The sequence below is a fragment of the Salmonella sp. SA15303 genome (genome assembly GCF_029962125.1).
Classification (GTDB): Bacteria; Pseudomonadota; Gammaproteobacteria; order Enterobacterales; family Enterobacteriaceae; genus Salmonella; species Salmonella enterica.
Genome location: NZ_CP123924.1, coordinates 3,467,798 through 3,481,871 on the forward strand (window position 1 = coordinate 3,467,798; position 14,074 = coordinate 3,481,871).

Consider the following 14,074-nt stretch of genomic DNA (forward strand, 5'->3'; position numbering starts at 1 on the left):
ACAGAATAGCGACACAGAAAATGTCCAGGAGTTTTCCTGGAATATTATCAGGGGGAGCCGTTGACCGTCGACGCGCGCAGCGTCGGACACAATTGATACATCTCCAGCAGGATCGTGACGTAGGCGCGAGCTTCTTTTTTTAAATCAAACGATTGCGGAGCAAATAACCAGTTTTCCATGAGCCCTGAAATAAAGCTGCGCATCAGTATCGCCGCACGACGGGTCAGCAGATTTTCAGGCAGCATTTTAGCATTAATACAATGTTTTAACGTTTGTTCAATCCGATCGTAACTTTCCAGACAAAGGCTACGTTGCGCCTGTTGAACCACAACCATTTCTCCGACAAACTCACATTTATGGAATATAATCTCCATCAATAAGCGGCGTCGTTCTTCTGTTACAGTAGCTTCAAGAATATGAACTAAAATTTCTCTTAATACAGATAGTGGATCGTCGGGGAATTTTGCCTGATACTCAATCTCAAGCTCACCAATATTGGATTCTGATAGCTCCCAGATCTCACTGAATAAATCCGACTTATTTTTGAAATGCCAATAGATTGCGCCGCGCGTCACGCCAGCAGCGTTCGCAATCTCCGCCAGCGAGGTTGCCGATACGCCTTGCTGCGAGAACAAACGCAGGGCCACATCCAGGATGTGTTGTCGTGTCTCCAGCGCTTGTTGTTTGGTTTTTCGTGCCATATGTCGGTGAATTTACAGGCGTTAGATTTACATACATTTATGGATGTATGTACCATAGCACGACGATAATATAAACGCAGCAATGGGTTTAAGGACCTTTGACCATTGACCAATTTGAAATCGGACACTCGAGGTTTACATATGAACAAAAACAGAGGGTTAACGCCTCTGGCGGTCGTTCTGATGCTCTCAGGCAGCTTAGCGCTAACAGGATGTGACGACAAACAGGACCAGCAAGGCGGCCAGCAGATGCCAGAAGTTGGGGTTGTCACACTAAAAACGGAACCACTGCAAATCACAACTGAACTTCCGGGTCGTACCGTTGCTTACCGTATCGCCGAAGTTCGCCCGCAGGTAAGCGGCATTATCCTGAAGCGTAATTTCGTTGAGGGAAGTGATATCGAAGCGGGAGTCTCTCTCTATCAGATTGATCCTGCGACCTACCAGGCGACTTACGACAGCGCTAAGGGCGATCTGGCAAAAGCGCAGGCCGCCGCGAATATCGCTGAACTGACGGTGAAGCGTTATCAAAAGCTGCTGGGTACGCAGTACATCAGTAAGCAGGAATACGATCAGGCGCTGGCTGACGCACAACAAGCGACTGCCGCTGTTGTCGCAGCAAAAGCCGCCGTTGAAACCGCACGTATCAACCTGGCGTATACCAAAGTCACCTCGCCGATTAGCGGTCGTATTGGTAAGTCATCCGTAACGGAAGGCGCACTGGTACAGAACGGTCAGGCGTCGGCGCTGGCGACAGTGCAGCAGCTGGACCCTATTTATGTCGATGTGACCCAGTCCAGCAATGACTTCCTGCGCCTGAAGCAGGAGCTGGCAAATGGTTCGCTGAAACAGGAAAACGGCAAAGCGAAGGTCGACCTGGTGACCAGCGACGGTATCAAATTCCCGCAGTCCGGTACGCTTGAGTTCTCCGACGTGACCGTTGACCAAACCACCGGGTCTATTACTTTGCGCGCCATCTTCCCTAACCCGGATCACACCTTATTGCCAGGAATGTTCGTTCGCGCACGTCTGCAGGAAGGGACAAAACCGACGGCATTACTGGTTCCACAACAGGGCGTTACCCGTACTCCACGCGGCGATGCCACGGTGCTGGTGGTTGGCGCTGATAACAAAGTGGAAACCCGCCAAATCGTCGCAAGCCAGGCGATCGGCGATAAGTGGCTGGTGACTGACGGATTGAAAGCGGGCGACCGCGTAGTCGTCAGCGGGCTGCAAAAAGTACGTCCTGGCGCACAGGTTAAAGTACAGGAAATTACCGCGGATAACAAACAGCAAGCCGCAAGCGGTGATCAACCTGCTCAGCCCAGGTCTTAACTTAAACAGGAGCCGTTAAGACATGCCTAATTTCTTTATCGATCGCCCTATATTTGCGTGGGTGATCGCCATCATCATCATGTTGGCAGGGGGGCTCGCGATCCTCAAATTGCCGGTAGCGCAATATCCGACGATTGCGCCACCAGCAGTGACGATCTCCGCAACCTACCCTGGCGCTGATGCGAAAACGGTACAGGATACCGTCACGCAGGTTATCGAACAGAATATGAACGGTATCGATAACCTGATGTATATGTCCTCCAACAGTGACTCCACGGGGACCGTGCAGATCACGCTGACCTTTGAATCCGGCACCGATGCGGATATCGCGCAGGTTCAGGTTCAGAACAAGTTGCAACTGGCAATGCCGTTACTTCCCCAGGAAGTACAGCAACAGGGCGTGAGCGTTGAGAAGTCCTCAAGTAGCTTCCTGATGGTAGTGGGCGTCATTAACACCGACGGCACCATGACCCAGGAGGATATTTCGGATTACGTTGCCGCCAATATGAAAGATCCGATCAGCCGTACCTCTGGGGTGGGCGACGTCCAGCTGTTTGGTTCGCAATATGCGATGCGTATCTGGATGAATCCGACAGAGCTGACCAAATACCAACTGACGCCGGTCGACGTGATTAACGCGATCAAAGCGCAGAACGCCCAGGTCGCGGCAGGTCAGCTCGGTGGTACGCCGCCGGTTAAAGGCCAGCAGCTTAACGCATCGATTATTGCCCAAACGCGTCTGACCTCAACGGATGAGTTTGGCAAAATCCTGCTGAAAGTGAATCAGGATGGCTCCCAGGTTCGTCTGCGGGATGTAGCGAAAATTGAGCTTGGCGGCGAGAACTACGACGTCATTGCGAAATTTAACGGTCAGCCAGCGTCAGGTCTTGGCATCAAACTGGCTACCGGCGCCAACGCGCTGGATACCGCTACCGCTATTCGTGCCGAACTGAAAAAAATGGAACCGTTCTTCCCGCCAGGGATGAAAATCGTCTACCCGTATGACACCACGCCGTTCGTGAAGATCTCTATTCATGAAGTGGTAAAAACGCTGGTCGAAGCGATTATCCTCGTGTTCCTGGTGATGTACCTGTTCCTGCAGAACTTCCGCGCGACGTTGATTCCGACTATTGCGGTTCCGGTGGTGTTGTTGGGAACCTTTGCCGTGCTTGCGGCATTCGGTTTCTCGATAAACACGCTGACGATGTTCGGGATGGTGCTCGCCATCGGCTTGCTGGTGGATGACGCCATCGTGGTGGTCGAGAACGTCGAACGTGTTATGACGGAAGAAGGCCTTCCGCCGAAGGAAGCGACGCGCAAATCCATGGGCCAGATTCAGGGCGCATTGGTGGGTATCGCGATGGTACTGTCGGCGGTATTTATTCCGATGGCCTTCTTTGGCGGCTCAACCGGGGCAATTTATCGTCAGTTCTCTATCACCATCGTATCGGCGATGGCGCTGTCGGTGCTGGTCGCGCTGATCCTGACGCCTGCGCTGTGCGCGACGATGCTCAAACCCGTCGCCAAAGGCGATCATGGCGAAGGGAAAAAAGGCTTTTTCGGCTGGTTTAACCGCCTGTTTGATAAGAGCACGCATCACTACACCGATAGCGTAGGCAATATTCTGCGCAGCACCGGGCGTTATCTGCTGCTCTATCTCATTATCGTCGTCGGTATGGCTTATCTGTTCGTTCGTCTGCCAAGCTCTTTCTTGCCGGATGAAGACCAGGGCGTATTCCTGACAATGGTCCAGCTCCCCGCGGGCGCAACGCAAGAGCGCACGCAAAAAGTGCTGGATGAGGTCACGGATTACTATCTGAACAAAGAGAAAGCCAACGTTGAATCGGTATTCGCCGTCAACGGCTTCGGTTTTGCAGGGCGCGGTCAGAATACCGGTATTGCATTCGTGTCGTTGAAAGACTGGGCCGATCGTCCAGGCGAAAAAAACAAGGTTGAAGCGATTACCCAGCGGGCAACCGCAGCGTTTTCACAAATTAAAGATGCGATGGTCTTCGCCTTTAACCTGCCGGCGATCGTTGAGCTGGGCACCGCAACCGGCTTTGACTTCGAGTTGATTGACCAGGCGGGACTTGGTCATGAAAAACTCACCCAGGCACGTAATCAGTTGTTCGGCGAGGTGGCGAAATATCCTGATCTGCTGGTCGGCGTTCGACCTAACGGTCTGGAAGATACGCCGCAGTTTAAAATCGATATCGACCAGGAAAAAGCTCAGGCGCTGGGCGTATCTATTAGCGACATTAATACCACGCTGGGCGCAGCATGGGGCGGCAGCTATGTAAACGACTTTATCGATCGCGGTCGTGTGAAGAAAGTTTACGTGATGTCCGAAGCGAAATACCGCATGTTGCCGGATGATATTAACGACTGGTACGTTCGTGGTAGCGATGGTCAGATGGTGCCATTCTCCGCATTCTCCTCTTCCCGCTGGGAATATGGTTCGCCGCGTCTGGAACGCTATAACGGTCTGCCTTCGATGGAAATTCTGGGGCAGGCGGCGCCAGGCAAGAGTACCGGTGAAGCGATGGCGATGATGGAAGAACTGGCCAGCAAGCTGCCGTCAGGCATTGGGTATGACTGGACCGGGATGTCCTACCAGGAGCGGTTGTCCGGCAACCAGGCCCCTGCCCTGTATGCTATATCGCTGATCGTCGTCTTCCTGTGTCTGGCGGCATTGTATGAGAGCTGGTCTATCCCGTTCTCCGTAATGCTGGTTGTTCCGCTTGGGGTTATCGGCGCGCTGCTGGCTGCGACCTTCCGCGGACTGACTAACGACGTTTACTTCCAGGTGGGCCTGCTCACAACCATTGGGTTGTCGGCGAAGAACGCGATACTTATCGTCGAATTCGCCAAAGACTTAATGGATAAAGAAGGGAAAGGTCTGGTAGAAGCGACGCTGGAGGCCGTCCGGATGCGTTTGCGCCCGATTCTGATGACCTCGTTAGCGTTCATGCTGGGGGTTATGCCGCTGGTTATCAGTTCCGGCGCGGGTTCCGGCGCGCAGAATGCGGTAGGTACTGGCGTACTGGGCGGGATGGTAACGGCAACCGTACTGGCTATTTTCTTCGTACCGGTCTTCTTCGTGGTGGTACGCCGCCGCTTTAGCCGTAAAAGCGAAGATATTGAGCATAGTCATTCGACAGAACATCGCTGATTTGCTCACTGTTGATAAGGCCGCGCAAGCGGCCTTTTTTACGCAAAAATCATAAAATACGCTTATTGTTAGATTGATTATTTTTTGCCATATTAATAAAAGGTATAATCCTTACTGCGTTAAAGGCTTTTCTTAGGAAAGTTGGCCATTTCTTAATTCAGCCATTAATTAAGAAATATTAAGAATATTCCTGGCTATTTTCTCCTGTCAGAGTCTATTGTTTTAGCCTGAAAAGCTAAAAAACGTTAACCCAATGATTACACAAACAATAAAACTGGTTCCTTTTTAGGCGACCGACGATCACTGTTAAAATTCGAAAAAGTATGGCAACACGCGGCTTTCACGCAATTGTAATTTTTAGTAATATGACGATGAAAAGTTTTTTAGAGTAGATTATAGTTAAATCATAAGGTGACGTGGGAAGTACCAGGTTAGTTAGTTGTATCCATCCCGAAGGTGTTCGGTTAGTTTAAGCCACTAAAAAGGGGATGCATTATGGACGAATACTCACCCAAAAGACATGATATAGCACAGCTTAAATTTCTTTGCGAAACCCTGTATCATGACTGTCTTGCAAACCTTGAAGAAAGCAACCATGGCTGGGTTAATGACCCGACCTCAGCAGTCAACCTGCAGCTCAATGAGCTGATAGAGCATATTGCAACTTTCGCGCTTAATTATAAAATTAAGTACAATGAAGACAATAAATTGATTGCGCAGATAGATGAATACCTGGACGACACCTTTATGTTGTTCAGCAGCTATGGTATTAATACGCAGGATTTGCAAAAATGGCGTAAATCGGGCAACCGCCTGTTCCGTTGTTTCGTCAACGCCACCAGGGCCAATCCTGTTAGTTTGTCTTGTTAAAAATTATTACAATCATAGGTAGAATTTATGTCTGATAAACCATTAACTAAAACTGATTATTTGATGCGTTTACGGCGCTGTCAGACAATTGACACTCTGGAGCGCGTCATTGAGAAAAATAAATATGAATTGTCCGACAATGAGCTGGCTGTATTTTACTCAGCTGCGGATCACCGTCTTGCAGAATTGACGATGAACAAACTCTACGACAAGATCCCCTCTTCAGTATGGAAATTCATTCGTTAATCACGCTACATTACTTTTTAGAGAACACGCAGGTGTTATCTGCCTCCTCGTTCTGGCTAATAACACAACGGGCTATTATAGAACAGTGATATAGATCACATAGCAATAGCAGGGAACGTTCCCTCTAATACTTTATTATTGCTTCTATTGCGATAATATCCACCAAGGGGAGCGCGCGATGAGTGACGAAAAACAAAAAATGATCGCTGGGGCACTGTATTGCCCGACCGATGAAACTTTATGCCAGGATCGACTGCGGGCGCGTCAACTCATCCATCAATACAATTATACTACGCCTGATGAAATAAATAAGCGTCAGGCGATTTTACGCGACCTGTTGGGTCGATGCGAAGACGCCTATATTGAACCTTCCTTCCGTTGCGACTACGGCTATAATATTTTTCTTGGTCACTCCTTTTACGCTAACTTCGACTGCGTCATGCTTGATGTTTGCCCAATTCATATTGGCGATAATTGTATGCTCGCGCCAGGGGTACATATCTATACCGCCACGCATCCGCTGGACGCCGTCGAACGCAACAGCGGCAGAGAATTAGGTAAACCCGTCACTATCGGAAATAATGTCTGGATAGGCGGACGAGCCGTCGTTAATCCGGGCGTAACCATCGGCGATAACGTCGTCGTCGCTTCAGGCGCTGTGGTGATAAAAAACGTACCGCCAGACGTTGTGGTAGGCGGAAATCCGGCGCGAATCATTAAAAAATTGTAGTCAAAATGATAACTGTTATGCTAATTCGTGGTTAATCTGTTACTTTTTTCACGTTACACCTCCCTTTAAAATGGGCTGTTACTACCCCTATGTCGCAGAAATCATGAAGGCAAAAGATGACAGAGATACAGCGCCTGCTTAGCGAAACTATTGATGACTTAAACATCCGTGAAAAACGCGATAACAGGCCGCGTTTTAGTATCAGTTTTATCCGCAAGCATCCTGGGTTATTTATCGCGATGTATGCAGCCTGGTTTGCGACGCTGGCGGTCATGCTGCAATCAGAAACGCTGGTGGGGTCAGTGTGGCTGTTAGTGGTGTTATTTATCGCATTTAATGGCTTCTTCTTTTTCGACATCGCCCCGCGTTATCACTATAACGACATCGATGTGCTGGACCTCCGGGTCTGTTACAACGGCGAATGGTACAACACCCGCTTTGTTCCCCCCACGCTCATTGAGACGATTCTTCAGTCTCCACAGGTGGATAATGAACATAAAGTCCAGCTGCAAAAAATGGTTGCCCGTAAGGGCGAACTTTCCTTCTACGATATTTTTACGCTGGCCCGCGCAGAAGCCAGCCGGTAATAAAAAAGTGCGCACCCTCCCTGGTACGCACTGCTTTCCCTGAACTGTTGGTTTTTTAACGTCTTTTTTTACGCCCCTGAACCGCCTTAAAACGCGGATTTGTTTTACAAATCACGTATAAGCGTCCTTTGCGTTTGACTATCTGGCAATCCGGATGCCGTTGTTTTGCATTGCGAAGTGAGTTTAACACCTGCATTTCATTTACCCCCGTTTAGCGCCGATAAAATGACCGAAACGTTTCTGGAAGCGTGCGGCGCTACTTTCGCTATCAAACGTTTTCTGTCTACCGGTATAAAAAGGATGCGATTTTGATGACACATCAATAGTGACATACGGATATGTCACGCCGTCCAGTTCGATTTCACGTTCAGTTTTGATAGTTGATCCCACTTTCACATATTCATTTGCGCTGGTGTCGTGAAATACGACGGTGCGGTATACAGGATGAATATCAGGTTTCATTGCGCCCTCTCAATTATGTTATAACATAACAATAAAATACGCTATCAACGCTCCTTTTTCAACCGGTAAACATTCACGATCTCTTCCTGGCGGCAAAAGCAACGTGGCGTAACGCGTTAGCCTGGCGCCTGAATCTGTAAAATCGATAAAATAGCTTTATCATTCGAGGGCGCGATTTACGATCGGATATACTTTCTCTACGCTGTGTTTATAAGGACATCACTGTGACAACACGACATCTGGTCAGCCTGGTAACGGGAGTGCTTATCCTGTCTGTCCTTTTCCCGATAGGATTGAGTCTGTGGCTGGCGCACCGTCAAGTTGAAAAGAGGTTTAATGAAGAGCTGGATATCTTCTCGTCCCGGGTGGCGCTACGTACAGAAAGGGTCAGTGACCAGGCAAAAGCCGCGTTAACGCATATTGCCTCCTTTAAAGGCGAGCCCTGCAGCAGTGCCCATTTACTCGCCATGCGCCGCGTGTCTTATAGCTTTCGGTATGTCCAGGAAGTTCTGTATCTTAAAAATTCGATTCCCGTTTGCTCCTCACTTGAAAAAGAGAGCCATATTCCCGCGTTCCCTCCGCCCATGAAAATCACTCGCGACGGTTATCGCGCCTGGTTTACGGCGCAAAACGATCTGGGTATAAAACGCTATATGGCGGCACTCGGGAGCGACAGCTATATCGTGATGATCGACCCGGCGTCCTTTATCGATGTGATTCCGTTTGGCGCATGGCCGATTGACGTCGCTATTATTGGCCGGGAACGCAATACTGTGGTTGCCAGCAGCGGTAACCTTGACCCCGCTATTCTTCCGCTCATTCACCATGAGACGCCCCTGCGGCTGGAAAACCGAGGCATTCAGTATGCTATCCACCCCTTTCCGGAAATGGGCATTACTATCGTAAGCTGGGCACCGACCGCTCCGCTGGAAAGGAGCTGGTATCGACAGGCGTTTATCTGGCTACCGGCGGGCATCGTAACGGGTCTGCTGGCCGCGGCCTTTATTCTGCGTATTTTGCGTCGACTACAGTCGCCCCGCCACCGTCTCCAGGATGCGATAGACAATCGCGAAATTAACGTACACTATCAGCCTATTGTCTCCCTGAGCAGCGGAAAAATTGTCGGTGCCGAAGCCTTAGCTCGCTGGCAACAGGCGGACGGCACCTTCCTTTCGCCGGAAATTTTTATCGCGCTGGCTGAACAAACCGGGCTCACGGAGCCGCTAACCCGGCTAATCATCGACACCGTTTTTGAAGACATGGGGAGTTGGTTAAAGTCCCATCCCGAACAACATATTTCAATCAATCTTGAGGCATCCGATCTGGCGTCGGAAACGTTGCCGACGCTGTTAAGCACGCTGCTGAACCGTAGCCAAATTTCTCCGTCGCAAATCGCGCTTGAGTTAACGGAACGCGAGTTCGCCGATCCGAAAACCAGCGCGCCCATTGTCGCCAGATACCGTAACGCGGGACATTCAATTTATATTGATGACTTTGGCACCGGCTATTCCAGCCTCAGCTACTTACAAAATCTGGATGTGGATGTCCTTAAAATTGATAAATCTTTTGTCGATGCGCTGGAATATAAAAACGTCACGCCGCATATTATTGAAATGGCGAAAACGCTCAAACTTAAGATGGTCGCAGAAGGCATCGAAACGGCCAGGCAAGAACAGTGGCTACGCCAGCATGGCGTACATTATGGTCAGGGCTGGTTATACAGTAAACCCCTACCCGCTACGGCATTTATTCTTTGGGCGGAACAGCGGCTATAACGTCGCACAGCAGAAAAGAACAGTGTGGAGAGGCACAAATGGGTGGGGGCCCTGCCAGCTACATCCCGGCACACGCGTCATCTGCCTTGGCTGCTTCCTTCCGGACCTGACCTGGTAAACAGAGTAGCGTTGCGGGAGAACCAACAGAGCCCCCATTGAGAGCGTTGTGAACCAACGCGCAGGCGCATTATCACTGCTATATCGTGCAATTGCAACCCATCAGGCATCGGATGCTGGTTTCTTGCGCATCCGGGCTTTCCTCCCCCCTTATTCCAGATTATCCTGAAGCATTAACGCAGGATTCTATTATGGATATTCAGGACACATTTCCTCAACGCGTCTGGCAAATCGTCGCCTCGATCCCGGAAGGGTTTGTCACGACCTACGGCGATGTCGCCCGGCTTGCCGGTTCGCCTCGGGCGGCGCGTCAGGTCGGCGGAGTTTTAAAACGTCTGCCGGAAGGCAGCACTTTACCATGGCATCGGGTGGTGAACCGCCACGGCGCAATATCACTTACCGGGCCGGATCTACAGCGGCAACGTCAGGCATTACTGGCGGAAGGCGTGGTGGTGTCGGGAAGCGGACAAATCGATTTACAACGCTATCGCTGGGTGTATTAACCCTCTCCGTAACGGAGAGGGTTGGCGCAGGATTAATACTGGGTAGGCGCAGGAACGGCAGAAGACGAATTGACCTGGGTCGGCGAAGTCGATGGAACCGTCGTCGTCGCACCACCGCTGGCCTGCACAGGCACCGCCGTTTGCTGTACCGGTACCAGCGTCAGATCCGCTTTAGTGCCGCCATTATTAATCACCGGTTTCACGCTATCGGTAATAAATACCAGCTTATTATCAACGGTGATGGCCGCGCTCAGGAGGATGCGCGCGTTAGGTTGAATATCTGATGGGTTAAACGGCAACACAAAACTGAAAGGCGCCTGTTTACCTTCGGTACGTACCGCTTTTTGCGACAGCACCTTAGACGGCGCATCAGCCAGCGAAGCATCTGAAAGCGTCACGGTCAGCACCGCATCTGGCGGCAGAGCGACCTTCTGGCGGATCCAGACGGTACCGGAAACATTGGGTTGCTGAATAGTAGACTGGTTAGCTGTAATCGACATGTTAGGGTTTGGCGCAGGCGTCTGGATATCAGCGCTTTTATCAGCGCAGGCCGCCAGAGATATCGCAACCGCTAAACCACTTACGATGTGCACGAGTTTCATTCAATTCTCCTTATCATCAATGCACCAGCAGGCCTTTCCCCCCGCCGGAAGAGTGGTTAACAGAAACATAACGTGATTAAGTGTGGCACATGTCACTCATTTTTGCCTGGAATTGGTCTGTTATTCAGACTTTTGTACCCATCGGACCACTTGCAAAATTGCGTTATACTCTGCCCTACCTCGCTTCGGCATCGTTGTCACCTGGAGAGTATGTATGAGTCAGACACTGAATAATTTGCTGACATTATTGAATCTGGAAAAAATTGAAGAAGGACTCTTTCGGGGCCAAAGTGAAGACTTAGGGCTGCGCCAGGTATTTGGCGGTCAGGTGGTGGGCCAGGCGCTCTATGCCGCCAAAGAAACGGTGCCGGAAGCGCGACTGGTGCATTCATTCCACAGTTATTTTCTGCGGCCAGGCGACAGCCAAAAACCCATTATCTATGACGTAGAAGTGCTGCGCGATGGGAATAGCTTCAGCGCCCGCCGCGTTGCCGCTATTCAGAACGGGAAACCCATCTTTTACATGACCGCCTCATTCCAGGCGCCGGAACCGGGTTTTGAACATCAAAAAACCATGCCGACGGTAGTCGGGCCGGAAGGACTACCGTCAGAAACGGAAATCGCGCAATCGCTGGCGCATTTACTGCCGCCGATTCTGAAAGAAAAGTTTCTCTGCGATCGCCCGCTGGAAATTCGTCCCGTCGAATTTCACAATCCGTTGAAAGGTCACGTCGCCGCGCCTGTGCGTCAGGTATGGATTCGCGCCAACGGCACCGTTCCGGATGACATTCGCGTCCATCAATATTTACTGGGATATGCCTCTGACCTGAATTTCCTTCCCGTCGCGCTTCAGCCTCACGGCATCGGTTTTCTGGAAAAGGGCATTCAGATCGCCACTATCGATCACTCTATGTGGTTCCATCGCCCGTTCAATTTTAATGAATGGCTACTTTATAGCGTGGAGAGCACTTCCGCCTCCAGCGCCCGGGGCTTTGTTCGCGGCGAGTTTTATACTCAGGATGGCGCGCTGGTCGCTTCAACCGTGCAGGAAGGGGTAATGCGCAATCACAATTAAAAAACATGCCGCTATGCGGCGTTAATGGCCTGATGACGCTGCGCTTATCCGGCCTACGGTAAACTGGATAAGCGCAGCGCCATCAGGCATGTTGCGCAATCACGCGTTATACGCATTCTCGCCGTGACTGTTCACATCCAGCCCCTCGCGCTCCTGCTCTTCCGGTACACGCAGTCCAACAAGGATATCCGCCAGTTTGTAACCAACAAACGCGACAACGCCGGACCAGACGACCGTAATAGCAATACTTTCCAGCTGTACCATCACCTGATGTCCCATCGTAACGCCGTCGACAAAGCCAACGCCGCCCAGCGAACTGGCGGCAAAAACGCCGGTCAGGATACAGCCGACTATTCCGCAAACGCCGTGAACGCCAAATACGTCGCACGGATCATCTACCCGTAGCAGACGTTTAAGCATGGTGACTCCCCACAATCCCGCCAGACCCGCAATAACGCCGATAACCAGCGCGCCGCCAACGCCAACATAGCCACAGGCTGGCGTCACGCCGACCAGACCGGCAATCGCGCCGGAACACGCTCCCAGCAGGGAAGGCTTACCGCGTAGCGTCCACTCGCCGATAATCCACCCCAGAATCGCGGCGGCGGTCGCCACCACGGTGTTCACAAAGGCCAGCGCTGCTATCTCGTTTGCGCTACCGGCAGAACCCGCGTTAAATCCAAACCAGCCGATATACAGAATCGCAGTACCGGTAAAGACCATCGGCAGGTTATGGGGTTTAAATGCTTCCTTCCCAAAGCCGACGCGTTTGCCAATTAAATAAGCCCCCACCAGCCCAGCGATAGCGGCGTTAATATGCACCACTGTACCACCAGCAAAATCCAGCGCGCCGTGAGCAGCCAGCAGGCCGCCGCCCCACACCATGTGCGCAATCGGGATATAAGAGAGCGTGAACCACACCACGACAAAAATCAGTACCGCCGAAAAACGAATACGCTCCGCCAGCGCGCCGACAATCAGCCCGACGGTAATACAGGCGAAAGATCCCTGAAACGCGACATGAATATACTGATAAATCGTACCCGTTACCGCCGTCAACGCGATATTCTTCAACATCGCCCCATCGGCATTACCGAAAAAATGATTCCCTTCGCCAAAAGCCAGCGAATAGCCGTACACCACCCATAAAATACAGACCAGCGCAAAGGTGACGGTCACTTGCGTTAACATTGACAGCACGTTCTTGGCGCGAATTAATCCGCCGTAAAACAGCGCGATACCCGGTATCGTCATGAACAGCACCAGCGCGGTGCAAATCATCATAAAAGCACTATCCGCTTTATCGGCAACCGCCGGCGCGGCTATCGTTAGCCCAGGCAGCAGCGCCAGTGAAGCCAGTGTGGTTTTTATCATCGCTATCTTCATTTTTTCATTTCCTGTTGCTGTGTGGCGGGTCTTACAGCGCTGCTTCGTCAGCTTCGCCGGTACGAATCCGAATAACGCGCATGAGCTCCGCGACGAAAATTTTGCCGTCGCCAATTTTTCCGGTGTAAGCCGCTTTACTGATGATATCGATCACCTCTTCCAGTTGGTCGTCGGCGATAGCCACATCAATTTTGACCTTCGGCAGGAAATTCACGCTGTACTCCGCGCCGCGATACAGTTCGGCGTGTCCTTTCTGACGGCCAAACCCTTTCACTTCGGTGACGGTCAGTCCCTGAATGCCAATGGAAGAAAGCGCCTCCCGCACGTCCTCCAGCTTGAACGGTTTGATAATCACGGTAACCAGCTTCATAGAACCCTCCAGTCAGAATTAGGTAACGGCTGCCGCCGCGCATGGACTCTTCTGAATGGATATTGCAAAGGATGTGCCAGAAGCTGGCGAGCGAGGAAAAGCGCGGTTAGCGGCGCGTCTTTATATTGACGCGCCCCAAAATC

At 51.1% G+C, this 14,074-nt stretch carries 15 protein-coding genes and 1 other RNA gene; 9 read left to right on the forward strand and 7 right to left on the reverse strand.

Translation table 11 applies throughout. The annotated features are described in order from the left end of the window. Positions 1-47 precede the first annotated feature (47 nt). On the reverse strand, positions 48-701 hold the full coding sequence (gene acrR, locus QEN31_RS17095; RefSeq protein WP_000101755.1) for a multidrug efflux transporter transcriptional repressor AcrR: 654 nt from the start codon (positions 699-701) through the stop codon (positions 48-50). Between the two features lie 141 nt (positions 702-842). Between acrR and acrA the strand changes: the two genes are divergently transcribed. From acrA to QEN31_RS17125, 6 genes are all read left to right on the forward strand, one after another. Beyond that, entirely contained in the window at positions 843-2,036 is a 1,194-nt protein-coding gene (gene acrA / locus QEN31_RS17100) for a multidrug efflux RND transporter periplasmic adaptor subunit AcrA (RefSeq protein WP_001039202.1), read from the forward strand. A gap of 22 nt (positions 2,037-2,058) precedes the next feature. Continuing rightward, positions 2,059-5,208 (forward strand): efflux RND transporter permease AcrB, encoded by a 3,150-nt coding sequence (gene acrB / locus QEN31_RS17105; protein WP_001132508.1) that lies wholly within the window; start codon positions 2,059-2,061, stop codon positions 5,206-5,208. 495 nt (positions 5,209-5,703) lie between these two features. Further along, complete coding sequence (gene tomB / locus QEN31_RS17110) at positions 5,704-6,078, forward strand: Hha toxicity modulator TomB (RefSeq protein ID WP_000344807.1); 375 nt, start codon at positions 5,704-5,706, stop codon at positions 6,076-6,078. Between the two features lie 27 nt (positions 6,079-6,105). Continuing rightward, the gene (locus QEN31_RS17115) at positions 6,106-6,324 is read left to right on the forward strand and encodes an HHA domain-containing protein (protein WP_001280991.1); all 219 of its coding nucleotides are present in this window, start codon (positions 6,106-6,108) and stop codon (positions 6,322-6,324) included. A 178-nt stretch (positions 6,325-6,502) separates the two neighbouring features. After that, a complete protein-coding gene (maa, locus tag QEN31_RS17120) occupies positions 6,503-7,054 on the forward strand; it encodes a maltose O-acetyltransferase (RefSeq protein WP_001278792.1) in 552 nt (183 codons plus the stop codon). Between the two features lie 116 nt (positions 7,055-7,170). Continuing rightward, positions 7,171-7,641: a YlaC family protein gene (locus QEN31_RS17125; RefSeq protein ID WP_000136181.1), complete on the forward strand. Its 471-nt coding sequence runs from the start codon at positions 7,171-7,173 to the stop codon at positions 7,639-7,641. Between the two features lie 55 nt (positions 7,642-7,696). On the opposite strand, the gene ykgO is transcribed toward QEN31_RS17125, so the two are convergent. Together ykgO and QEN31_RS17135 are read right to left on the reverse strand one after the other, a co-directional pair. Next, positions 7,697-7,837 (reverse strand): type B 50S ribosomal protein L36, encoded by a 141-nt coding sequence (gene ykgO / locus QEN31_RS17130; protein ID WP_001197749.1) that lies wholly within the window; start codon positions 7,835-7,837, stop codon positions 7,697-7,699. Between the two features lie 5 nt (positions 7,838-7,842). Then, positions 7,843-8,103 (reverse strand): type B 50S ribosomal protein L31, encoded by a 261-nt coding sequence (locus tag QEN31_RS17135; protein ID WP_000801415.1) that lies wholly within the window; start codon positions 8,101-8,103, stop codon positions 7,843-7,845. A 224-nt stretch (positions 8,104-8,327) separates the two neighbouring features. Here QEN31_RS17135 and QEN31_RS17140 point away from each other — a divergent pair, with 224 nt between their 5' ends. Next, positions 8,328-9,878 (forward strand): EAL domain-containing protein, encoded by a 1,551-nt coding sequence (locus QEN31_RS17140; protein ID WP_000213139.1) that lies wholly within the window; start codon positions 8,328-8,330, stop codon positions 9,876-9,878. 49 nt (positions 9,879-9,927) lie between these two features. Here the strand turns inward: QEN31_RS17140 and ffs are convergent. Then, positions 9,928-10,024: signal recognition particle sRNA small type (ffs, locus tag QEN31_RS17145), an RNA gene on the reverse strand. Between the two features lie 84 nt (positions 10,025-10,108). On the opposite strand from ffs, the gene QEN31_RS17150 reads away from it, so the two are divergent. Continuing rightward, a complete protein-coding gene (locus QEN31_RS17150; RefSeq protein ID WP_000961285.1) occupies positions 10,109-10,498 on the forward strand; it encodes an MGMT family protein in 390 nt (129 codons plus the stop codon). A gap of 32 nt (positions 10,499-10,530) precedes the next feature. Here the strand turns inward: QEN31_RS17150 and QEN31_RS17155 are convergent, their stop codons facing one another. Then, positions 10,531-11,100, reverse strand: a complete 570-nt coding sequence (locus tag QEN31_RS17155; protein ID WP_000779803.1) for a YbaY family lipoprotein — start codon at positions 11,098-11,100, stop codon at positions 10,531-10,533. Between the two features lie 214 nt (positions 11,101-11,314). Between QEN31_RS17155 and tesB the strand changes: the two genes are divergently transcribed. Further along, the gene (tesB, locus tag QEN31_RS17160) at positions 11,315-12,175 is read left to right on the forward strand and encodes an acyl-CoA thioesterase II (RefSeq protein WP_000084180.1); all 861 of its coding nucleotides are present in this window, start codon (positions 11,315-11,317) and stop codon (positions 12,173-12,175) included. A 99-nt stretch (positions 12,176-12,274) separates the two neighbouring features. On the opposite strand, the gene amtB is transcribed toward tesB, so the two are convergent. Both amtB and glnK read right to left on the reverse strand, forming a co-directional pair. Continuing rightward, positions 12,275-13,561 (reverse strand): ammonium transporter AmtB, encoded by a 1,287-nt coding sequence (amtB, locus tag QEN31_RS17165; RefSeq protein ID WP_000684912.1) that lies wholly within the window; start codon positions 13,559-13,561, stop codon positions 12,275-12,277. Positions 13,562-13,592: 31 nt separating this feature from the next. Then, the gene (gene glnK, locus QEN31_RS17170) at positions 13,593-13,931 is read right to left on the reverse strand and encodes a P-II family nitrogen regulator (RefSeq protein WP_000780341.1); all 339 of its coding nucleotides are present in this window, start codon (positions 13,929-13,931) and stop codon (positions 13,593-13,595) included. Positions 13,932-14,074: the final 143 nt, after the last annotated feature.

What these genes read in the sequence shown, in the direction of transcription:
- acrR (WP_000101755.1), bottom strand. Translation starts at nt 701, where the DNA reads ATGGCACGAAAAACCAAACAACAAGCGCTGGAGACACGACAACACATC.
- acrA (WP_001039202.1), top strand. Translation starts at nt 843, where the DNA reads ATGAACAAAAACAGAGGGTTAACGCCTCTGGCGGTCGTTCTGATGCTC.
- acrB (WP_001132508.1), top strand. Translation starts at nt 2,059, where the DNA reads ATGCCTAATTTCTTTATCGATCGCCCTATATTTGCGTGGGTGATCGCC.
- tomB (WP_000344807.1), top strand. Translation starts at nt 5,704, where the DNA reads ATGGACGAATACTCACCCAAAAGACATGATATAGCACAGCTTAAATTT.
- QEN31_RS17115 (WP_001280991.1), top strand. Translation starts at nt 6,106, where the DNA reads ATGTCTGATAAACCATTAACTAAAACTGATTATTTGATGCGTTTACGG.
- maa (WP_001278792.1), top strand. Translation starts at nt 6,503, where the DNA reads ATGAGTGACGAAAAACAAAAAATGATCGCTGGGGCACTGTATTGCCCG.
- QEN31_RS17125 (WP_000136181.1), top strand. Translation starts at nt 7,171, where the DNA reads ATGACAGAGATACAGCGCCTGCTTAGCGAAACTATTGATGACTTAAAC.
- ykgO (WP_001197749.1), bottom strand. Translation starts at nt 7,837, where the DNA reads ATGCAGGTGTTAAACTCACTTCGCAATGCAAAACAACGGCATCCGGAT.
- QEN31_RS17135 (WP_000801415.1), bottom strand. Translation starts at nt 8,103, where the DNA reads ATGAAACCTGATATTCATCCTGTATACCGCACCGTCGTATTTCACGAC.
- QEN31_RS17150 (WP_000961285.1), top strand. Translation starts at nt 10,109, where the DNA reads ATGCTGGTTTCTTGCGCATCCGGGCTTTCCTCCCCCCTTATTCCAGAT.
- QEN31_RS17155 (WP_000779803.1), bottom strand. Translation starts at nt 11,100, where the DNA reads ATGAAACTCGTGCACATCGTAAGTGGTTTAGCGGTTGCGATATCTCTG.
- tesB (WP_000084180.1), top strand. Translation starts at nt 11,315, where the DNA reads ATGAGTCAGACACTGAATAATTTGCTGACATTATTGAATCTGGAAAAA.
- amtB (WP_000684912.1), bottom strand. Translation starts at nt 13,561, where the DNA reads ATGAAGATAGCGATGATAAAAACCACACTGGCTTCACTGGCGCTGCTG.
- glnK (WP_000780341.1), bottom strand. Translation starts at nt 13,931, where the DNA reads ATGAAGCTGGTTACCGTGATTATCAAACCGTTCAAGCTGGAGGACGTG.